Origin of the sequence: Pseudoalteromonas sp. EB27, from assembly GCF_001974875.1 — a bacterium.
Taxonomy (GTDB): Bacteria; Pseudomonadota; Gammaproteobacteria; order Enterobacterales; family Alteromonadaceae; genus Pseudoalteromonas.
This window is the reverse complement of the sequence record NZ_MTQD01000011.1, coordinates 155,554-176,214: the sequence shown is the minus strand read 5'-3', so window position 1 is coordinate 176,214 and position 20,661 is coordinate 155,554. Positions and strand designations below refer to the sequence as shown.

At 38.2% G+C, this 20,661-nt stretch carries 24 protein-coding genes; 17 read left to right on the top strand and 7 right to left on the bottom strand.

The features are described from left to right. Positions 1 to 117 precede the first annotated feature (117 nt). Positions 118 to 1,635 (bottom strand): capsule assembly Wzi family protein, encoded by a 1,518-nt coding sequence (locus BW142_RS13775; RefSeq protein ID WP_083707586.1) that lies wholly within the window; start codon positions 1,633 to 1,635, stop codon positions 118 to 120. A 210-nt stretch (positions 1,636 to 1,845) separates the two neighbouring features. On the opposite strand from BW142_RS13775, the gene BW142_RS13770 reads away from it, so the two are divergent. Together BW142_RS13770 and BW142_RS13765 are read left to right on the top strand one after the other, a co-directional pair. Next, positions 1,846 to 2,916: a hypothetical protein gene (locus tag BW142_RS13770; protein ID WP_076925222.1), complete on the top strand. Its 1,071-nt coding sequence runs from the start codon at positions 1,846 to 1,848 to the stop codon at positions 2,914 to 2,916. Further along, on the top strand, positions 2,916 to 4,001 hold the full coding sequence (locus tag BW142_RS13765; protein ID WP_076925221.1) for a glycosyltransferase: 1,086 nt from the start codon (positions 2,916 to 2,918) through the stop codon (positions 3,999 to 4,001). Before BW142_RS13770 ends, BW142_RS13765 begins: the two co-directional genes overlap by 1 nt. Before the next feature lie 16 nt (positions 4,002 to 4,017). On the opposite strand, the gene BW142_RS13760 is transcribed toward BW142_RS13765, so the two are convergent. After that, on the bottom strand, positions 4,018 to 4,746 hold the full coding sequence (locus tag BW142_RS13760) for a 3-deoxy-D-manno-octulosonic acid kinase (RefSeq protein ID WP_076925220.1): 729 nt from the start codon (positions 4,744 to 4,746) through the stop codon (positions 4,018 to 4,020). A gap of 122 nt (positions 4,747 to 4,868) precedes the next feature. On the opposite strand from BW142_RS13760, the gene BW142_RS13755 reads away from it, so the two are divergent. From BW142_RS13755 to glpG, 6 genes are all read left to right on the top strand, one after another. Further along, on the top strand, positions 4,869 to 5,927 hold the full coding sequence (locus BW142_RS13755) for a glycosyltransferase family 9 protein (RefSeq protein ID WP_076925219.1): 1,059 nt from the start codon (positions 4,869 to 4,871) through the stop codon (positions 5,925 to 5,927). Then, entirely contained in the window at positions 5,927 to 6,490 is a 564-nt protein-coding gene (gene gmhB, locus BW142_RS13750; RefSeq protein ID WP_076925218.1) for a D-glycero-beta-D-manno-heptose 1,7-bisphosphate 7-phosphatase, read from the top strand. The genes BW142_RS13755 and gmhB overlap by 1 nt, the downstream gene beginning before the upstream one ends. A 169-nt stretch (positions 6,491 to 6,659) precedes the next feature. Then, positions 6,660 to 7,853, top strand: a complete 1,194-nt coding sequence (locus BW142_RS13745) for a glycine C-acetyltransferase (protein ID WP_024591460.1) — start codon at positions 6,660 to 6,662, stop codon at positions 7,851 to 7,853. Between the two features lie 50 nt (positions 7,854 to 7,903). Next, entirely contained in the window at positions 7,904 to 8,929 is a 1,026-nt protein-coding gene (tdh, locus tag BW142_RS13740; protein WP_024598949.1) for an L-threonine 3-dehydrogenase, read from the top strand. Positions 8,930 to 8,997: 68 nt separating this feature from the next. Beyond that, positions 8,998 to 9,315, top strand: coding sequence for a thiosulfate sulfurtransferase GlpE (glpE, locus tag BW142_RS13735; RefSeq protein WP_024598948.1), 318 nt, complete (start codon positions 8,998 to 9,000; stop codon positions 9,313 to 9,315). Continuing rightward, on the top strand, positions 9,312 to 10,130 hold the full coding sequence (glpG, locus tag BW142_RS13730; protein ID WP_076925217.1) for a rhomboid family intramembrane serine protease GlpG: 819 nt from the start codon (positions 9,312 to 9,314) through the stop codon (positions 10,128 to 10,130). The genes glpE and glpG overlap by 4 nt, the downstream gene beginning before the upstream one ends. A gap of 3 nt (positions 10,131 to 10,133) precedes the next feature. Here glpG and BW142_RS13725 read toward each other — a convergent pair whose 3' ends face one another. Then, the gene (locus tag BW142_RS13725; protein ID WP_002961049.1) at positions 10,134 to 10,532 is read right to left on the bottom strand and encodes a flagellar basal body-associated protein FliL; all 399 of its coding nucleotides are present in this window, start codon (positions 10,530 to 10,532) and stop codon (positions 10,134 to 10,136) included. A 154-nt stretch (positions 10,533 to 10,686) separates the two neighbouring features. Here BW142_RS13725 and BW142_RS13720 point away from each other — a divergent pair, with 154 nt between their 5' ends. Continuing rightward, entirely contained in the window at positions 10,687 to 11,226 is a 540-nt protein-coding gene (locus tag BW142_RS13720; RefSeq protein ID WP_076925216.1) for a chorismate lyase, read from the top strand. Beyond that, positions 11,223 to 12,101, top strand: coding sequence for a 4-hydroxybenzoate octaprenyltransferase (ubiA, locus tag BW142_RS13715; protein WP_076925215.1), 879 nt, complete (start codon positions 11,223 to 11,225; stop codon positions 12,099 to 12,101). The genes BW142_RS13720 and ubiA overlap by 4 nt, the downstream gene beginning before the upstream one ends. A 37-nt stretch (positions 12,102 to 12,138) precedes the next feature. Here ubiA and BW142_RS13710 read toward each other — a convergent pair whose 3' ends face one another. The 3 genes from BW142_RS13710 to BW142_RS13700 all read right to left on the bottom strand — a co-directional run bounded on the left by BW142_RS13710 (position 12,139) and on the right by BW142_RS13700 (position 14,535). After that, positions 12,139 to 12,759 carry a 2OG-Fe(II) oxygenase gene (locus tag BW142_RS13710; protein ID WP_076925214.1) on the bottom strand — a complete coding sequence of 207 codons (621 nt, stop codon included), beginning with the start codon at positions 12,757 to 12,759 and terminating at the stop codon, positions 12,139 to 12,141. 91 nt (positions 12,760 to 12,850) lie between these two features. Continuing rightward, positions 12,851 to 13,735 (bottom strand): LysR substrate-binding domain-containing protein, encoded by an 885-nt coding sequence (locus BW142_RS13705; protein WP_024598943.1) that lies wholly within the window; start codon positions 13,733 to 13,735, stop codon positions 12,851 to 12,853. A 377-nt stretch (positions 13,736 to 14,112) separates the two neighbouring features. Further along, positions 14,113 to 14,535 carry a DUF2721 domain-containing protein gene (locus BW142_RS13700; protein WP_024598942.1) on the bottom strand — a complete coding sequence of 141 codons (423 nt, stop codon included), beginning with the start codon at positions 14,533 to 14,535 and terminating at the stop codon, positions 14,113 to 14,115. A 104-nt stretch (positions 14,536 to 14,639) separates the two neighbouring features. On the opposite strand from BW142_RS13700, the gene BW142_RS13695 reads away from it, so the two are divergent. Genes BW142_RS13695 through tsaD form a run of 3 tightly spaced genes read left to right on the top strand, consistent with a single transcriptional unit; the run spans position 14,640 to position 16,629 of the window. Next, positions 14,640 to 14,993, top strand: coding sequence for a DUF2007 domain-containing protein (locus BW142_RS13695; protein ID WP_076925213.1), 354 nt, complete (start codon positions 14,640 to 14,642; stop codon positions 14,991 to 14,993). Then, positions 14,986 to 15,576: a YjaG family protein gene (locus BW142_RS13690; RefSeq protein ID WP_007584732.1), complete on the top strand. Its 591-nt coding sequence runs from the start codon at positions 14,986 to 14,988 to the stop codon at positions 15,574 to 15,576. The genes BW142_RS13695 and BW142_RS13690 overlap by 8 nt, the downstream gene beginning before the upstream one ends. Before the next feature lie 39 nt (positions 15,577 to 15,615). Then, on the top strand, positions 15,616 to 16,629 hold the full coding sequence (gene tsaD, locus BW142_RS13685) for a tRNA (adenosine(37)-N6)-threonylcarbamoyltransferase complex transferase subunit TsaD (protein WP_076925212.1): 1,014 nt from the start codon (positions 15,616 to 15,618) through the stop codon (positions 16,627 to 16,629). An 11-nt stretch (positions 16,630 to 16,640) separates the two neighbouring features. Here tsaD and plsY read toward each other — a convergent pair whose 3' ends face one another. After that, on the bottom strand, positions 16,641 to 17,252 hold the full coding sequence (gene plsY, locus BW142_RS13680) for a glycerol-3-phosphate 1-O-acyltransferase PlsY (protein ID WP_024600589.1): 612 nt from the start codon (positions 17,250 to 17,252) through the stop codon (positions 16,641 to 16,643). Between the two features lie 230 nt (positions 17,253 to 17,482). On the opposite strand from plsY, the gene folB reads away from it, so the two are divergent. The 4 genes from folB (at position 17,483) to mpl (ending at position 20,661) form a co-directional block, all read left to right on the top strand. Continuing rightward, a complete protein-coding gene (folB, locus tag BW142_RS13675; RefSeq protein WP_007584738.1) occupies positions 17,483 to 17,842 on the top strand; it encodes a dihydroneopterin aldolase in 360 nt (119 codons plus the stop codon). Continuing rightward, positions 17,843 to 18,331, top strand: a complete 489-nt coding sequence (gene folK / locus BW142_RS13670; protein ID WP_007584740.1) for a 2-amino-4-hydroxy-6-hydroxymethyldihydropteridine diphosphokinase — start codon at positions 17,843 to 17,845, stop codon at positions 18,329 to 18,331. It abuts the gene before it with no gap. Next, positions 18,328 to 19,128: an undecaprenyl-diphosphate phosphatase gene (locus tag BW142_RS13665; protein WP_076925211.1), complete on the top strand. Its 801-nt coding sequence runs from the start codon at positions 18,328 to 18,330 to the stop codon at positions 19,126 to 19,128. Before folK ends, BW142_RS13665 begins: the two co-directional genes overlap by 4 nt. Positions 19,129 to 19,305: 177 nt before the next feature. Continuing rightward, on the top strand, positions 19,306 to 20,661 hold the full coding sequence (gene mpl / locus BW142_RS13660; RefSeq protein WP_076925210.1) for a UDP-N-acetylmuramate:L-alanyl-gamma-D-glutamyl-meso-diaminopimelate ligase: 1,356 nt from the start codon (positions 19,306 to 19,308) through the stop codon (positions 20,659 to 20,661).

The following is a 20,661-nucleotide window of genomic DNA, read 5'->3' as shown; positions in this document are numbered from 1 at the left end:
ACCCCATATATAAGTAGATTGGTATTATTTAGTTTGCTTAAAAAATACAAAAAAGGATGAAAACACTGTTTTCATCCTTTTCTTACTTTTAATACGTTACTTTATTAAAGTAACGTATTAAAAGTTATATTCGTACTTAGCAAATGCAGAAGTATCGTTTTCAGCACCGTCGTTGTTAGATGCAAAAGCACCTAAAGTAACTCGCCCACCCATAGAAAGCATTCTGTAACGCAGTTCTAATTGCTTAGAGTTAAACCCTGTTTTAGTAATAGAATTGCCTAAATCTAGGTTGTTAGGGTAAAGGTCCCTGTTATCGCTGTTGTAATCAACACTACGTAATTTTACCTGCCAATCGTTTCCACTAGATAACTGACCTAGCAGAGTTAAAACGACTGATTGTGCATCGTTATCGTAGGTTGAGCCAATTGTACGACCATGGTATCGGTAGCCTGATCTATAAGCCGATAACTTGTCATCATGCTCATAGTAACAATTTTCAACTTTTGATTCAGCTTGGCATGAAACACCAGTATCTATATATTCAACATTTACTAATATGTTCTGAGCGTATATGCGTTGTGTTGTTTGAATACCAAAAAGATATGCTCTGTCGGAAGGCTTAAATTGAGAGCTTGCGTCTTCACCTATAGTGCTAATGTAGATTGCATATGGGTGTGTTAACAAGGTATCAGACCAGCGGATATCAATACCAGCCAGTTGATTACCTATTTTTGACTCAAATTGACTGTCACAGCTGTCATTACCATCTGTGCAAGTTGTTTGGCCAGTAATAACATCAATAAAATCACCCGCAGAGCTCGGTTGTCCGTCACCAGCCCATTGTGCAGACCAGCTAAGTGCAATTTCTAACTGCTGAATAGGGCGAAAATTGACACGAGTACTCCACAGTAAAGCATCAGGAATAACACGTGTAGACTCAAGTTTAGCCATTTGTGCGGTAAAGCTCCATTGACCAATCCAGCTTAACCATGGCGTCTCGAAAGCGGTACTTTTTTCTCTGGTAACACTTAGTGCAGGTAAAGGTTTCGCATTACCAGACATAATTAAGCTGTTATCAACACCAGGTCCCCAAAATTGTTCAACAGCACCGGCTCTAAAAATCCAATTACCTAAACGGTAAGCTAAGTAACTATCGTCAAGTGAGGTATCGTTACAATCGGTTAAAGCTTGCTCATCGGTAACTATATCGTCAGTCGTTTTTCCATCAACTAAACATTTTTTACCGTCTTTTCTATAATTTATAGCTACTTTAGCTGCAAAGTTATCACCTAAATAAGCGTAAGCTGCTGAAAGCTCTGTTTCTTGAGTATTTGTTGCACCAAAGCTTGTTGCTATGATTGGATCTGTGGCTGCAAAAGCTGATAATTGAAGACTATGTGAGCTACTATTTTCTGATTTATATCGATGTTTAACGCGAAGTAAAGCATCTTGTAAGCTTGGAGATAATTGCTCCAGCGGCATGCTTTCCACATCGCTTATAAAACTTTTCCACATAAGCGGATAGGTAGTTACAGGAGCTAAAATAACACCGGCATCAGCTAATTGTTGAATATCAGCTCTTAAACCATAATCATCGGGTTTTACCCATGGCTCAGCATTAACTGATGCGCTCATAGCGCAAAAAAGAGTAGAAAGTAGAAAAATTCTGTTTCGCAAAGTTCAGATCCTTGTGATTTAGATTGCGGCTAAGTTTATCAACCTAAACTTGTTATTGCAGTAAATAATAAATTTATAGAGCTAATTTAATATATAAAAATGTAACCTGTCTATCGTAATAAGTATCTGATTGGTATACTTGAGTTCAAATAGGAAATTGAGAATGTAATGAGCAACAAACGACTTTTATTTATTCCCGTATCATCACCAGAAGGCATTGGTGAATATATGCGCTCGTTGTTGTTGGCTCAAAGTTTAAAGGCAGAACTTACTGATTCTCTCGATATTCACTTCATATTAAATAAGCATACAAGTTACGCAAAAGATTGTCCTTTTGAAACTACACTACTTGAACATTCAGCGACTAAAGAGCTGGATTCTGTTTGCGACTTTATAGAGCAATTTAAACCTGACGTCGTTGTTTTTGATTGTGCAGGACGTGCAGGGCATATGAAGGCGGCTAAAAAGGTAGGCGCTAAAGTTATATTTATTTCTCAGCATGCAAAAAAACGTGCTAAAGGTTTAAAACTTAACAGAATTAATTTAATTGATACACATTGGGTTGTACAGTCTGATTATTGTATTGAGCCACTTACATGGGCTGAAAGTACGAAGTTAGATATGTTTCCCTTGGCACATCCTCGTAATGTAGGTCCTTTTGTTACATTTGCCTCTTGTGCGCAAAAACGTGATGTTTTAAATCGCTATAACTTAGTACCGGAAGGCTATTTCATTGTTAATGCTGGCTCAGGCGGGCATATATTAAATAATATTAATTGTGCTGATGTTTACTTTAAAGCCGCGCTTAAAATTACTAAACACACTGGTTTAAAAGCAGTTGTTGTGTTTGGTCCCAATTATAAGAAATCCATTCCTGAAAGTGATGAGGTTACTTGTTTAGCAAGTCTTCAAAGTACTGATTTTTTGGCATTAATGAGCCAAGCTAAAGTTGCATTACTGAGTGGCGGCGATACCCTACTACAAGCAATTGCAGTTCAAACCCCCGTTGTGGCATGTGCTATCTCAAAAGATCAAAATACACGTTTGGATCATTGTGTTAATGCAGGTGTTGTCATAAAAGCAAATCTTGATATTGATGAAATTACTACGAAAGTAGCTCAAGTTATTACAGAGCCCTTTTATAGTGAATTCGTTTCTAAATATAACCAACTTGATAATACACATAGCTTCGAAGTGATCACTAACGGTATAAAAAATATGCTTACAGGGGATCGCTAATGAATATAGTGATTGTAATTGATTCCCTAGTGGGTGGTGGTGCTGAAAAAGTAATGCTTACCCTTGCTGAGGAAATGGCCAAGTTACAGCACAGAATTACTATTTTGTCTCTTGCTAGCTCTATTGAGTATAATATTCCTGAAGTACTTAACGTGGAGAGTTTATTCACACATAGGGCATCAAAAATAGATCGATTTTGGCAGCGTAAAAATAGTATTTTAAAACTACAAACTTGGTTTGAAAAAAAACAGAGCGAGATAGGTGATATTGATTTAGTACTTTCTAACCTTGATAGAAGTAATAATTTACTTGCACGTAGTAATGTCAAAAATGTTCACTTTGTTATTCATAACTCCGTTAACGCGGAGCTTGCACGTCAAAAAAAGTTAGGTCCATTTTCATACTTATATCTTAAAAAGAGTAAGCAAAATTTAAATGGTAAATCACTTATTTGCGTATCAAAGGGTGTTGAAAAAGAAATAACACAAGGGGATTTAATTAACCCAAGTGCAATTGCGACTATTTATAACCCGTTCAATTTTGAAAAAATTAGACAGCAAGCAAATGAGCAAAATAACAATATCCCAAATGAGCCTTACTTAATACATGTAGGAAGACTCGCCAAACAAAAACGCCACGATATATTATTTGCAGCATTTTCAAAGCTTGATAAAAAATACAAGTTAGTACTTTTATGTAATAAACCTGCAAAAGCGTTAAAGCTTGCACAGCAATACGGTATAGAAAAACAGTTAGTAGTGCCAGGATTTCAACAAAACCCGTACAACTGGATTAAGCATGCCAAAGCTTTAGTGTTGAGTTCTGATTTTGAAGGACTTCCAACGGTATTAATTGAGGCTTTAGCGGTGGGTACTCCGGTAGTTAGTACTAATTGTACATTTGGCCCAAGCGAGATATTAACAGGCGAGCTGAGTAAATATTTAGTACCCGCTGGACAAAGTGAGGCATTAGCCAATGCAGTTAAGCAGATGCTGACAGATAAGCCAAATGTAGAAAACGCAGATATTCTAAAACAAGTGCAGGCAGAGCACGTTGCTCTACAGTATTTAGCATTGGCTAACTAAGTTAACTTATATTAGGTTAACTTATATTAGCGAGCGCTTTGAGGTAATTGCTATGCAGTGTTTGCCAATCGCTCATTTGCCAATTAAATGCATCATTTCGACCTTGCTCTTTTAAAAATGAGCGCTCAAGACGTGCCATATTACTTTGCTGCCATTGTGGGTTAGGCGTTTTTATTTCACCTCTATCAAAGTCGATAATATACACATCACCAGTATCATCAAATAAAATGTTATTAATATTTAAATCGGCGTGGCACACACCTTTTGAATGAAATAGCGCGATTGTTTTAGCAATGCGCTCTAACTCTTCTTCGCTCAATGGGCGTTCAATTAATATATCGAGTACACTTTTAGCGCCTATAACAGCCTCGGTAATAATATCACCACGATAAATTAACCCGCTGCGGGTTACTTTAGCTGCAATAGGGGTTGGTACGTTTAAACCAAGCTCTATAAGCTTACTCATTAAACTAAACTCTTTATACACACGGGTTTGTTCAAGTCCTGGGTATAAATACTGATCGCTTAGCAATTTACCCACTAAGCCACCGCGCCAATAATGCCTAAGTACGGCTGTTAATTCGTCTTGCTTAAAAAACCACGCAGTTGCTCGACCTTTTTTAGCGCCCACAATTTTATTTTGTTGTTGCCAATAATTTGCATCAAACCAATCGAGGGTAATTTGGCTTGTGTAATTAGGATGGCTTAATACAGTGTGATTGCCTTGCTCGTGTTGTTTAAACATAGCTCTGTGTAATTGCTAAATAATGTGTCTATATTAGCGCGTTTTAAAGCTTAGGATAAGTGCTTGCAATAGCGTGATTATAATTTAAGATCGGCTTTTGTATTTAATACCTAAGGGAATGCGTGACTCAAGCTCCTAATTATTCATCTATTTGTATATTAAGACTCTCAGCCATTGGTGACGTATGTCATGGTTTGAGTGCTGTACAAGCTATTCAAAAAGCACACCCTAATGCAAAAATTACGTGGGTTATTGGCAAAATAGAAGCCATGCTACTTGCCGACTTACCGGGCGTTGAGCTGGTGGTATTTGATAAAAAACAAGGCAAAGCAGCGCTCAAAAGCTTAAAGCAACGCTTTAAAGGTCAACAGTTTGATGTACTACTTAACATGCAAGTTGCATTAAGGGCTGGGTTTGTAGCGCGTTGTATTCCGGCAAAAGTAAAAATAGGCTTTGATTGGGCGCGTTCAAAAGAATTGCACAGCTTGTTTATTAATAAACGAATAGCCCCACAAGCTCAGGCGCATGTGCTTGAGGGCTTTAAAGGTTTTGCAAAAGCCATTGGTGTAGCTGATTATAAACCGAGTTGGAACATGCCATATACAGAGCAAGACCAAGCGGTTGCCGATGAACTACTAACACCAGAATACCTAACTAATAAACTATTAGTAATATCGCCAGCAGCAAGTAAAGCACAGCGTAATTGGCTCGCTGATCGTTATGCAGCATTGGCTGATTATGCAAATGAGCAAGGCTTTAAAGTTGTATTGACGGGTGGTCCAACAGAACTTGAAATTAACCTAGCAAATAGCATTGTTGAGTATAGCAAAACACCTATTTTAAATTTAGTGGGCAAAACTAAGCTCAAAGAGTTGTTGTGCGTGTTAAAGCGTGGCAGCTTAGTGCTTGCGCCCGATACTGGTCCTGCGCATATGGCGGTAACTGTTGGTACGCCGGTTATTGGTTTATACGCACATTCAAACCCTGCACGAACAGGCCCTTACTTATACCAAGACTATGTGGTAGAGGTTTATCATCAAAACTTGTTTAAGCAAACAAGTAAAACGGCTGAGCAAGTACCGTGGGGGACACGCGTAAAAGGCGATGATTTAATGAGCCAAATTACAGTTGATGATGTAAAAGCGATGTTTGACCATGTTGTACAAAAAGAGTCTTTGTAATGAATGCACAACAAAAAAATAAAGCGCTTTTTTTAGACCGAGATGGCGTGGTAAATGTTGATCGTGGTTATGTGTATCAAAGCGATAAATTTGAATTTATTGACGGTGTTTTTAGCGCTTGTAAAACATTTTATGATGCGGGCTATAAAATCATAATCGTCACTAATCAATCTGGAATTGGCCGAGGTTATTATACCGAAGCTGATTTTTTAGCACTAACTGATTGGATGAAAACCCAATTTAGCGATCAAAGCATTGAAGTTACCGATGTGTACTTTTGCCCTCATCACCCTAAAAAAGCGCACCCTGAATATTTGAAAGAGTGCAGTTGCAGAAAGCCTGCGCCAGGTATGTTATTGCAAGGCATACAAGAGCATAACATCGACCCTGCTTGCAGTATTATGGTGGGCGATAAACTCAGTGATATGCAGGCTGCGAAAAAAGCAGGGATCACTACCCGCGTTTTAGTGCGTTCAGGTCAAAGCTTTGATGAAAGAGCCAAGCAAGAGGCTGATTTAATTATCGATTCTATAAACAGTTTACCTGCACTTTTAAATACATAAATAAACTAAACAGATTAGCCTGTAAACTGGCAGGAATTCCTTCCAGTTTAGGGCGTTTGCGACGAACTGCAAACCGTGCATTTTCCCCATTAAACTTTTACAATACCCCCCATAATAAACAGTCGCTTAAATGTGGTTGTTTACCCGTTCAAATAAATGGAGAACACAGATGAGAGCATCTGCTTTTTTTAGCCAGCTACAACAGCAAATTGAAGACGTAAAAACCGAAGGTTTGTATAAAAGCGAACGTATTATTAAATCTCAGCAGCAAGCTCAAATCGAAGTTGCGTCAGGTAAAGTAATCAACTTTTGTGCTAATAACTACTTAGGTTTAGCTAATAGCCCAGAGCTAATTGAAGCTGCGCAAAACGGTCTAAATAATCATGGTTTTGGTGTGGCGTCTGTTCGTTTTATTTGTGGTACGCAAGATATTCATAAAACACTAGAGAAAAAAATCAGTGAGTTTTTAGAAACTGAAGACACCATTCTATATTCTTCGTGTTTTGATGCAAACACCGGTTTGTTTGAAACTATTTTAGGCGCAGAAGACGCTATTATTTCTGATTCATTAAACCATGCATCAATTATAGATGGTGTACGTTTGTGTAAAGCTAAACGTTTCCGTTATGCAAATAACGACATGGCTGATCTTGAAAAGCAGCTTATTGCAGCTGATGAAGCCGGTGCTAAAACTAAACTAATTGCTACCGATGGCGTGTTTTCTATGGACGGTGTTATCTGTAATTTAGAAGCTGTGTGCGACCTAGCTGATAAATACGATGCACTTGTAATGGTTGATGACTCTCATGCTGTTGGCTTTGTTGGCGAAAACGGTAAAGGTACACCAGAGTACTGTAATGTATTAGATCGTGTAGATATTATCACCGGTACATTAGGTAAAGCGCTAGGCGGCGCATCAGGTGGTTATACATCGGGTAAAAAAGAAATTGTTGAATGGTTACGTCAGCGTTCACGCCCATACTTGTTCTCAAACTCATTAGCCCCTTCAATTGTTACTGCATCGATTAAAGTACTTGAAATGCTAGAAAATGGCGGCGAGCTTCGCGCTAAACTTTGGTCAAATGCTAAATATTTCCGTGAGCAAATGGAAGCTGTTGGTTTTACGTGTGCAGGTAAAGATCATGCAATCATCCCAGTAATGCTAGGAGATGCAAAAGTAGCCTCGTTAATGGCTGATAAACTACTTGCTGAAGGCATTTACGTCACTGGTTTTTCATTCCCAGTAGTGCCAAAAGGGCAAGCGCGTATTCGTACACAAATTTCAGCAGCGCATAGCATTGAGCAACTCGATATTGCTATTGATGCATTTACCCGCATTGGTAAAGAAATGGGCGTTATTTAATTTTATTTTAAACCGAAGCCTTGCTTCGGTTTTTTAGTTGAGTGTGAATTATGAAAGCATTATCTAAATTAAAAGCAGAACCGGGCATTTGGATGACAGATGCGCCAAAGCCAGAAGTGGGTCATAACGACTTACTAATTAAAATTCGTAAAACAGCTATTTGTGGTACCGACGTACATATTTACAAATGGGATGAATGGGCAAGCAAAACTATTCCTACTCCAATGGTTGTTGGTCACGAATATGTTGGTGAAGTCGTTGATATGGGCCAGGAAGTTCGTGGCTTTAATGTTGGCGACCGCGTGTCGGGTGAAGGTCATATTACCTGTGGTCATTGTCGAAATTGCCGTGCAGGGCGCGTACATTTATGCCGTAATACAACGGGTGTGGGTGTAAACCGTGAAGGCGCGTTTGCCGAATATTTAGTTATTCCTGCATTTAACGCATTTAAAATTCCAGATAATATTTCTGATGAACTGGCTTCTATTTTTGACCCGTTTGGTAATGCAGTTCATACCGCATTATCATTCGACTTAGTTGGCGAAGATGTACTTATTACTGGTGCAGGCCCAATTGGTATTATGGCAGCAGCTGTAGCAAAACACGTGGGTGCTCGCCACGTTGTTATTACCGACGTAAACGAATATCGCCTAGATTTAGCACGTAAAATGGGTGCTTCACGTGCTGTAAACGTGGCAAGCGAAAAGCTTGAAGACGTAATAAAAGACTTAGGTATGACAGAGGGCTTTGATATTGGCCTTGAAATGTCAGGTGTGCCAAGCGCGTTTAATTCAATGCTTAATAACATGAACCACGGCGGTAAAATTGCCATGCTAGGTATTCCACCATCAGATATGGCAGTTGACTGGAACCAAGTTATTTTTAAAGGTTTAGTGATTAAAGGTATTTACGGTCGCGAAATGTTCGAAACGTGGTACAAAATGGCAAGCTTGATTCAATCTGGTCTTGATTTGAACCCAATCATTACACATCAGTATTCTGTGGATGACTTCCAAGCTGGCTTTGATATGATGATTTCAGGTCAGTCAGGTAAAGTAATTTTAAACTGGGATTAGTTCCTCACTAAATTACAAGAAGGGCGGCTTTAGCCGCCTTTTTTATACTATTAATTAAAGAGACTTCAATGGCATTTAAACACATTTCTATAGCGCAAACGTTAGAGCTTCTAGATAAAGAAGACGTTGTAATTGCAGATATTCGCGATCCTAATTCGTATCAAGCTGGTCGTATTCCTGGCTCAGAAGCACTTTCTAACGGTAATATTGCACAATTTATGATGGAAAAAGAATTCGATCAGCCAATTATTATTGTGTGTTACCACGGTATGAGCTCTCAGGGCGCAGCTAGTTATTTAGTTGAGCAAGGCTTTGAAGATGTTTATAGCATGGATGGTGGTTTTACCGCTTGGGAAGTAGCTTACAGCGAGAAAGTAGAGCGATGATAGAGCTTGGCAGTTTAAATAACCCGCGCGCCGCACAGGGCTTTATAGATTATTTAAAAAGCCAAGGTTTGAAAGGGCAATTAGATTCAGCAGATGGCAGTAATGTTATTGTTAGTGTGCTTGAAGAGGACTTTCATCAAGTTCAGCCTCTATGGGCTGAATTTACACAAAACCCTAATCATGAAAAATACCTGCAAGCATCTTGGGATGTAGGCAGCACGCAATCGCCGCTTAAATATCAAGGGCAATCACTTAATCTAATAGCCCGTTTTAAAGCACTCAGCTGGTTAAATCAAACCGTAAGTATTGTAAGCGTTATAATTTATTTTGCTTTTTTACTAGGTGGTTTTGAGACCATTTACACTATGATGCAGTTTAAACCTTCGCAGCCTTTAAGTTGGTTAACGCCCGCGCTCGTACACTTTAGTGCGATGCATATTGTGTTTAATTTAATTTGGTGGATGTCGCTTGGCGACAATATAGAAAAGCAATGCGGAAAACTCAGCTTAATAGGTTTGTTTTTAGTGACTGCACTTATTAGTAATTGGGCGCAATACCTAATGGTTGGTCCCAACTTTGGCGGTTTGAGTGGCGTAGTATATGGGTTACTTGGTTTTTGTTGGATTCATAGCTTTTTAAATCCGAACAAACCTGCGTTGGTTAGTACGGCTATTGTTGGTTTTATGTTGATTTGGTTAGTGCTAGGGTTTGCAGATGTATTGTTTGTAGGTATGGCTAATTGGGCGCACTTAGGCGGATTAGTTAGCGGTATGGCTTTTGCTTATACCGCCAAAGTATTTAACGTAAAACGTTAAATACTAATGATATAAATATTTAGTGAACAAGACTTCACGGATGATCTCTTGTCCTGTTTCTTCTTTTAAAAGGCTTTTTAGTTTTTCGGCGCACTTTGCGCGTATTTCTTCACGGCCAGTAAGGGATTTTATTTTTTCTTCAGGCTCTTTAGATAAAATCTCTACTAGGGCATCACGAAGTAATGGCGTGTGATGTTCAACGACTGCAATATCAGAAGTATCAGTAAGCATTAAATCAATAGTTACACGCACATAGCCCATTTTTTTACTCGATGCGCCAATGTAGTTGGTGATTATATCTGGCTCAAAACCAAAATAACCAACTGTAGATTCAGCACGGGCTGTAAAGCTTATGACGCTTACAAAGAACGTAAAAAGACCTGCGTATACTATTTTTTTCATATTTAAAGCGTTTCTTAAAACTTGTTACAAATAGTTTATACTTAATAGTGGGTAATAAACAGCGCCAAGCAATTATTTATGGTTATAAAACATCACTTTTTCAAAAGCTTTGGCAATGGTATCATCTCGTTGTTTTTTATTTTGTTGAGCTATTGTGATTACTTATCCTCTGTCTATATCTGCTAATTGGCAGTCCACTTCATATGTAAGTGATTTATCTCCTCTAGAGCAAGAATGGCTTTTTGAACCTAATTCTTTAACTGCTAAATTAAAAAGTAAATCACAAATTTTTAGTGTAAGAGTATTAAGCGAGCAGTTATTTACTTTAAGCCTAGAGCAAAAGTTACTACTAAACAGCGCAGCTAAAACAGCGATTAATCGAGAAGTACTCTTATTGTGCGATAATAAACCTATGGTGTACGCACAAAGCTGGCTTCCTAAAAATGATTCGAGCAATCCTTTGCACAATATGGGTGAACGACCTCTTGGTGATGTGATTTTTCAAGACCCAGCACTAAAACGCACGGATATAGAAATTGCTTATTTTGATGCCAAGCACCCCGTTCAGCAATTAGTTGCAAAATTAAACCTACCCGAGAAAAACTTACTAGGGCGTCGAAGTGTATTTTCCCTCAAAGAATATAAATTTTTAGTGTGTGAAGTGTTTTTACCAGGAGCATATTTATACTCATGAAATTAGCCGCTTTAAAGCCAAAACATATTTCTTACTATATACAGCTAATGCGTATAGATAAGCCCATTGGTACCTTGTTATTACTTTGGCCAACATACTGGGCTTTATGGCTTGCTAATAGTGGGATGCCGAGCTTGCTCAACTTTATTGTATTTACACTGGGCGTTGTTGTTATGCGTAGCGCAGGGTGTGTAATTAATGATTTTGCAGATAGAAAAATAGACGGCTCGGTAAAACGCACAGCTCAACGGCCGCTAGCTTCAGGGCTGGTTAGTAGTGGTGAAGCTCTTAGTCTATTTTTATTGCTCATAGTTATTGCGTTCATTTTAGTATTAATGCTTAGCTTTAATACTATTTTACTTTCTTTTGGGGCGTTGGCTTTAGCCTTTTGCTACCCTTTTATGAAACGCTATACACAATTACCACAAGTTGTTTTAGGGGCTGCATTTGGTTGGGCTATTCCAATGGCCTATATGGCTTCAATAAATGCATTACCGCAGCAGGCATGGTTATTATTTATAGCCAATATTTGTTGGACAGTTGCTTACGACACTATGTATGCGATGGTTGATAGAGATGACGATTTAAAAATAGGGGTAAAATCAACCGCTATTTTATTTGGTAAATACGATCGACATATTATCTTTTTACTTAATGCTGTATTTATAGCGCTGGTTGCGTTTATTGGTATAAGCAATCATTTAAGTGTCGCGTTTGGCATTGGCTTGAGTGTAGCAGCTGGTTTATTGGCATATCAACAAACGCTTATTCATAAACGTGAAAGAGAAGCCTGCTTTAAAGCGTTTTTAAATAACCATTATGTGGGTTTGGCTATCTTTATAGGCTTATTACTTTCATACCCAATAGCATTTTAAAGCCTTAATAAAGGCTGTTAAAATTCGCTATTTAGAGCTACCTGGGCGGATCAATAATGCCGCTAATAGAGGCGTTTTTTCTAAACCACCCAGCAATAGAGTAGCGTTCGTCAACTGCGGGAAGTACTTCGTGAGCAAAACGTTCGCTTTCAAACATAACCAATGTGCCAGCAGTTGGTTTAATCGTTATTTCTACTTCTTTACTTTTAGGTTTATAAATAACAAGTTCGCCACCTTGCTCTGGCGTATTTAAATAAAGCACCGTTGTAAATACACGATTAGATCGACCTTTGAATGCATCTAAGTGTTTTTTGTAAAAATCACCCTGTGTATATTTTGCATAATGGCATTCGTAATCAAATAGCCCCATAAAAAAGCTACGATTTAACGTGGTTTTTATACTTTGCATTATTGCTTGATACGTAAGCTGTGCTTGAGAGCTGCCGTCAAACCAATAAGTTTTGTCAGTACGAATAGTTTTATCTATTTGTAAGCTATTTAGTCGACCAATACCAGCAAGGCTAAAGTGGGGGTTTATACGGTGACAATCTGCAACTAAATCGTTAACTAAATCGGCAATAAGCGCGTTATGAATTACGGTGTATCCTTGGCGTTCTATATCATCTAAATAGACATCAGGACCAAAAAGTGTGTTCATTCACATCAGCTGTTTAAAAAAGGTGCGACAGTGTAGCCGAAAAGCGATTTAAAGCTACTGTTTATTGCGCCGCACTTTTTCAAATATTGGATTAGCTAAATGTAGCTCCCGCTTTCTTTATAAGCGATAGTAAATGCTCTACATGTTCAGTAATAGAGGTTTGCTGGCTTGTTTGTACAACGAGTTGTTCGTGATTTAAATCTTTATTTGTTTTTAGTTGCACGAGTTCAGAGTTCTCTGCGATTGTGTTTGCATGCTCAATGCTTGCAATAGCAAAGTGATCTGATTTAACTACACCGGCCATTACTTGCTCAATACTGCCCACTTTAATACTTGATGATTTATTTAAAGAATCGATTGCTTCATTAAGCATAGTTTGCACTTGTTTAGATTGAGAGAAACAACCAAACATAGGGTAGCTATCAAGGTTTTGCTTACTTATATCGTTTTTATGTGCAAGAGGGTGGTTTTTTGAAACAAATAATACAAGCTGATCAGGTAAGTGAATGTCACTGCCAATACTGTTAATAGCTTGAGAGTATACACTTATGTCTATTTCACCTTGTTGGAGTCTGCGTGTTAGCTCTTGCTGATCTTGTAACTGCATTTCAATTTTTATATGAGGATATTGAGCTAAAAACTGCCCACAAGAAATAGGAACTATGCCACTTGCCTTGTTGGTATAACCAATAACCAGTTTCTCATTAGCATTACCGTTTACTGATTGAAAAATCCGTTTTTTCGTTAGCTCAAGTTCCGATAAAGTCGTTTTAGCATATTCAAGAAAAAGTTCGCCTTCTGGCGTTAATTTAACTGAACGTGTTGAGCGTTTTACTAACTCATATCCCATTTCATTTTCAAGTGTTTGAATGCTGCGCGTCAGCGCTGAAGTACTAATCTGGGTTTGTTCAGCTGCTTGTCTAAAATGACGTAATACACCAAGTGCTACAAATTGCTCTAATTGTTCAAATCTCACTTTATAGTCCCTTTTTATAAGTAAGTCGCAGATACCACGGACATCAAATATATTAATTTTTATTCTAAAGTTTAGTAAAATTCTATATTGAAATACGGTTGCAAGTTCATACGTGTTTCCAGCAGGATACCCCCCTTTTAGTATTAATTAAAGAGGAAAGCGACCAAATAGTATTACTTTTTTAATTGATAATTAGTTGTTTATTGTGTTTTGTCTGTATTTTTGCAATTAACTATCTAGGCAAAGTTATTTTAACTCAGTGGGTTAGATAGCCGGTTGGGATTCAATTGTTCTAATTAATAAAAAAGTACGACCCAAAATGGGGCGTACTTACAACATGATTGTGACAAATAATAGGGTGTTTTATCTATAGGAGTTTATTTTACAAAATTTCTATTTATTCGGTTGCTTAATGGTTTGTTTTCAATGCTTTGCAGTTCTATTTCAATTGCATCACAGGAGATATGTATTTCAAATAAAGACGTTAACAACGATAAACTTAAGCAGGCTAAGCTAATGCCGAATAAAATAATCCCCGTGGTATTAAATTCAATAAATAAAGCAAACATCGAAAATGTACACAGTAAAAAAGAGGCTACCCCATAAACTTGCATTGTTCTGATTAAGTTTATTCGTTTACGTAAGTTGGTGATTTGAGCCACTACAACGGGGCGTATAGATTCACCCTCGCGTGCATTTAACTCCCTAATTAATTGCGCTAAAACTAAAAATCGGTTTGTATAGGCTAATAATAGCAGCGATATAGCCGGAAAAAGTAAGCCCGGGGTTGTAAGTGTCATGTTTATTCCTCGTGAAATATGGCTAACTATTAAAGCTGTCATGTATTGTTTAGTTTAGTCGACTAATACTCGACATTGTACACACAAAATAAATGAGGTGAATATTGCAAAATATTAATAATAAAAATTCAACTGATAGCTCTTTTCAATGGGTTACAATTTATAAAGCCGAAAATACCCTTGAAGCTAATATTATTAAAGGTTTAATACAAACCAGTGGCATTGAATGCAAAATTAAAGGTGAGATGCTCCAAGGCGCATTGGGAGAAATTCCATTTGATCAAGCACAAGTTAGTGTGCAGGTTTATTCGATAAAAGAGCGCCATGCGCGCCAAATATTGGTAAACTATCAACAAGTAAAACAATCCGCTCCAGATTGGGTATGCCCTAACTGTAATGAGCATAATGGATCAACATTTGATTTTTGTTGGTCGTGTGAGACGTTAAAGAATGACTAAAGCAAATAATTTTCAGCGTATTAGAGAGCTTAACTATTTACAAAAAGCCGTTTTAGCGAGTGCTCTAATAGAGCGAATGCTGCCAAATTACGGTTTATTTAGCGAAGCAACGGGGTTTGGTGATGAAACCTTACTTCGTAATTCGCTTAATGTTTGTTGGGAAAAAATATTACTGCCTAAAAGTAAAATAGATCTCGAAAAACAAGTTGAAAAAATAGAACCGAATGTTCCTGAACTTGCTGATTTTGATATGTTTGGTACTTACCCTGCTATTGATGCCGCAACGTCTTTACTTAGCTTAATGCACGGTCTAATGGCGCAAGATGAACAAGAGTTCATTAGTGTCAGTAAAATATCTCAAGCAACAGTGGCACGCTTTATTGAATATCAAATGACGGTTGAAGGTGAGGTTGCAGATAACACAGCTGTAAGAGAACACCCATTAATGCAATACGAAATTGAAGTATTAGGTGAGCTAATTGATTTTGTAGAAAATATGGGGCGTATCACCTCTGATAGCGTAAAAGCACTTAAAAAGTTTGCCCTAGAAGATGGTCAAACAAATATTGGTCTTACGTTATAAAAACAGCGAAGTAAAAACTTTAAAGGCAGGAGAAGTACAGTGCGAATTTTAGGCATTGAATCGTCATGTGATGAAACAGGTATTGCAATATACGATGACGAAAAAGGCTTGTTAGCTCATCAATTATACAGCCAGGTAAAAGTACACGCTGATTATGGCGGTGTAGTACCGGAACTGGCATCGCGCGATCATGTTCGTAAAACGCTACCACTTATAGACGCAGCATTTGAACAAGCAGGTTGTGGCCCAGAAGATTTAGATGGTATTGCTTATACTGCAGGCCCAGGTTTAGTTGGTGCATTATTGGTAGGTACTTCTATTGGTCGTTCATTAGCATACGGTTGGGATATTCCAGCTGTTGCTGTTCATCATATGGAAGGGCATTTACTTGCTCCGATGCTTGAAGACAATATTCCTGAGTTTCCGTTTATTGCATTGCTTGTATCGGGCGGTCATACCATGATGGTTAAAGTAGCGGGTATTGGACAATACGAAGTATTAGGTGAGTCAGTTGATGATGCCGCAGGCGAAGCCTTTGATAAAACGGCTAAGTTACTTGGTCTTGACTACCCAGGAGGTCCGCGATTAGCTAAAATGGCCGAACAAGGCGTTGCGAAGCGTTTTATTTTTCCTCGCCCGATGACCGACAAACCAGGTCTTGATTTTAGTTTTAGTGGTTTAAAAACTGCAGCATCAATCACTATTCGTGAAAATGACGACGACGATCAAACTAAAGCTGATATAGCGCATGCATTTCAAACAGCGGTTATTGATACGCTGGTTATTAAGTGCAAGCGAGCGCTTAAACAAACAGGTATTAAGCGTTTAGTAATCGCCGGTGGCGTAAGTGCAAATACACAGCTTCGCCTGCAGCTCGAACGCGTGATGAAAGGTATGAAAGGCGACGTTTTTTATCCGCGTACTGAATTTTGTACCGACAATGGTGCAATGATTGCTTATGCTGGAATGCAACGTTTAAAAGCAGGTCAGTTCGCAAGTCTTGATATGAAAACAAAACCGCGTTGGCCAATAGATAGCCTTGAGTCGATTTAACTGCTCAAATTTTAAAGATTTTTGTTTTCATCAGTGGGCGCTTTTTTAGCGCCCACTTTTGGTTCTTCCCCACTAAATAATCTAATAATATTAGTACGATGACGAAATATAATTAACAGCGTAATAAAAGTAACCGGAAGAGTATAAAGTGGTTTTATTAGCCATGTATATAAAGGTGCTAAAGATACAGCTACAAGCGCCGCAAGTGATGAATAGCGTGTTATTGCCACTATAACCAGCCATGTGCAAACAAGTAAACCAGCCAATGATAAGCCAATAGGTAATAATGAGCCAAATGCCGTTGCTACGGCTTTACCGCCTTTGAAGCTAAAAAACAGTGGGTACATATGGCCTAAGCAAGCTGCTACAGCGACTAAACCAAGCTCTAAAGGTTCAACTTCTAAAAAATAAGCTCCCCATACTGGAATAGTGCCTTTTAAAATATCAAACACTAAAACCAAGCAAGCCGGAAATGCTCCGCCTAATCTATAAACATTTGTAGCCCCAGGGTTGTTAGAACCGCTATTACGAGGGTCAGGGAGTTTGAACAACCGCGACACTAAAATAGCCGACGAAATCGACCCAAGTAAATAAGCTAAAACAAACATTAAAGTGGCTAACACACGCTTCCTTATTTTTTAATTGCTATACCAATTGATAGTACTTTTAAGCTATTATTGGCAGCAAAATTTATCGTGAAAATTATTAACAGGCTATTTAATAGCTAGTTTGGTTGTTTTGCTATTGTAGAAGTTATTTTCACATATTTAAACACTGGCTAAACCATATACAGTATTAATTTTATTGATGCTTTGTATCGTTGCTTAGTCGTTTGTTGTTATTTGGAGTATCAATGGATAAGGTTTTTATATCTCAATTGCACGTCGACACTATTATTGGAGTGTACGACTTTGAAAAAGAAAGTAAACAGAGCCTTTATTTTGATATTGAAATGCTTAGTGATATTAAGCCTGCAGCCGAAAATGACGATATTAATTTAGCACTGGATTACTCAAAAGTAAGCGAACGCGTTATTAAGCACTGCACTGCAAAACCTGTTGAGTTGCTAGAAACTTTGGTTGAGCAGTTGGCTGAGATTATTTTAAGCGAGTTTAATACGCCACAAGTTACTATAAGAGTAAGTAAACCTGCAGCAGTAGCACAAGCACAAACTGTGGGTGTTGAAATTACACGCGTTAAGGCAACTGACTAAATGGCCCAAATTTATATCAGCCTAGGGTCAAATATAAATAAAGCGCATTATATACAATGTGCATTAATTGCACTTAAGCAGCACTTTGAGCACATTGTGCACTCGTCTGTTTTTGAAAGTGAAGCAGTTGGGTTTGCTGGCAATAATTTTTATAATTCAGTAGTTGGCGCTACAACTGATATGTCGCTTGCTGATGTATGCGCTTTATTAAAACAAATAGAACGTGATAATGGGCGTACAGCAAACGATAAAAAATTCAGTCCACGAACGCTCGATTTAGATTTACTGTTTTATGATGATGTAACTTGCGATTCCCCAGCGCAATTACCACGTGATGAAATAACTAAAAATGCATTTGTATTACAACCTCTGAGTGAGGTTGCCCCAGATTTTTATCATCCTGTAGCTAAGCAAACGATTGCGCAGTTATGGAATGAATATAATAACCCTCAACAAAAGCTATGGAAGGTGGAGTTTTCTAACCTATGAGTATTATCGAAATAATTATTTTAGCCCTCATACAGGGATTTACTGAGTTTTTACCAATATCGAGCTCTGCGCATTTAATTCTCCCATCGCAAATTTTAGGCTGGGAAGATCAAGGGCTTGCGTTTGACGTAGCAGTACATGTTGGTACTTTAATAGCCGTCGTTATTTATTTTCGTAAAGAAGTAGTAGATATACTAAGCGCATGGTTTAAATCTTTTGGTAAGGAAGGCACTACCGATGACAGTAAATTAGGCTGGTGGATTATCTTAGGTACAGTGCCAGCCGCTATTTTAGGTTTACTTTTAAAAGATTTTATTGAGTTATACCTGCGAAGCGCTTGGGTTATTGCTACTACCACCATTGTATTTGGTTTATTGCTTTGGTACGCGGATGCAAAAGGGAAACAAATCAAAACTATTTATCAGCTCAATTGGAAAACGGCACTTATCATTGGTTTCGCACAAGCTGTTGCAATGATCCCGGGTACTTCTCGATCAGGTATCACGATGACCGCTGGTTTAATGTTGGGTATGAATAAGCAAAGCGCAGCGCGTTTTTCGTTTTTACTAGCGATTCCGATTATTTCTATGATGGGGCTTTATTATATTGCAGAGCTTGCACTGGGTGACCATGTAGTTGATTGGAATACATTATTACTGGGTGTGGTGCTATCGTTCTTATCGGCTTATGCATGTATATTTATGTTTTTAAAAGTAATAGAGCGAATGGGTATGTTGCCATTTGTGATATATCGTCTATTACTCGGTGTCGGTTTGATTGTATTTTTAATGATGTAGAAAATAATTGACTAGATAAAAAAGCCTTCTGACTAAGAAGGCTTTTTTATTATCAAGTGGACATTTTGGCACGAGTGAAATGCTTACTCGCAATGGTAACTAAGCACGAATTTTGGCATTATAGCGCCATTAAACTTTGCATAGCTGTAAAGTGAGCATACGATTTAAGGAAAGTATATGCATATACATATTTTGGGCATTTGTGGCACGTTTATGGGTGGCATTGCAGCCATTGCTAAATCATTAGGTCATAAAGTAACGGGTTCTGATCAAAACGTTTACCCACCAATGAGTACGCAACTTGAAGAGCTTGGCATTGAACTGACTCAAGGCTACGACGTATCTCAATTAGAGACAAAGCCAGATATGGTAGTTATCGGTAATGCAATGAGTCGTGGTAACCCGTGTGTTGAATATGTGCTTGATAAAGGTCTGCCTTACACCTCCGGCCCTGAATGGCTTAAACATAATTTATTACAAAACTCGTGGGTACTTGCTGTCGCCGGTACGCATGGTAAAACAACCACAGCAAGTATGCTTGCTTGGGTGTTAGAGTACGCAGGTTTAAAACCAGGGTTTTTAATTGGCGGCATAGTCCAAAATTTTGGTGTATCGGCCAAAGTCGGTGAAACGCCATTTTTTGTTATTGAAGCCGATGAATACGACACTGCTTTTTTTGATAAGCGCAGTAAGTTTGTACATTACCTCCCGCGTACACTTATCTTAAATAATCTTGAATTCGATCACGCTGATATTTTCGAAGATTTAAACGCAATAAAAAAACAATTTCATCACTTAATGCGTACATTACCTCAAAGCGGCAAGGTAATTTGGCCAAAGCAAGACGTAGCGCTTAATGACGTAATAGCACAAGGGCTTTGGAGCGAAAGCGAAACGCTAGGCGATGATTGGAGCTATGAATTAATAAAAGCCGATGGTAGTGAGTTTAATGTACTTTTAAATAACGAAAAGCAGGGCACTGTTTGCTGGCAAGCAATAGGCGAACATAACGTTAAAAATGCAATTATGACTATCGCAGCAGCGCGCCATGTGGGTATAGCTATTGATCATAGTATTGATGCCTTAGGTGAGTTTATTAGCCCTAAAAGGCGCATGGAGCTAAAGGCTGATATAAATAATATTAAGGTGTATGACGATTTTGCGCATCACCCAACAGCAATTAAAACTACGCTTGCAGGACTGCGCGCAAAAGTAGGCGATGAAAAAATTATCGCTATTTTAGAGCCGCGCTCAAACACCATGAAAATGGGTGTGCATCAATATACATTATTAGATTCACTGCGCGATGCTGACGACGTACTACTTTTTGAACCAGAGAATCTAAATTGGTCGCTAAAAGAGCAAGCAGATAAAGCGGGTATGCAGTGCTTTAGCAGCACACAAACAATTATCGATACGGTGCTTGAAAATATTGAGCCCAATCAACATATTTTAATTATGAGCAATGGCGGTTTTAATGGCCTTCATCAACACCTTGTTGATGGTTTAGCTGATAAATACAGCGGAGAATAG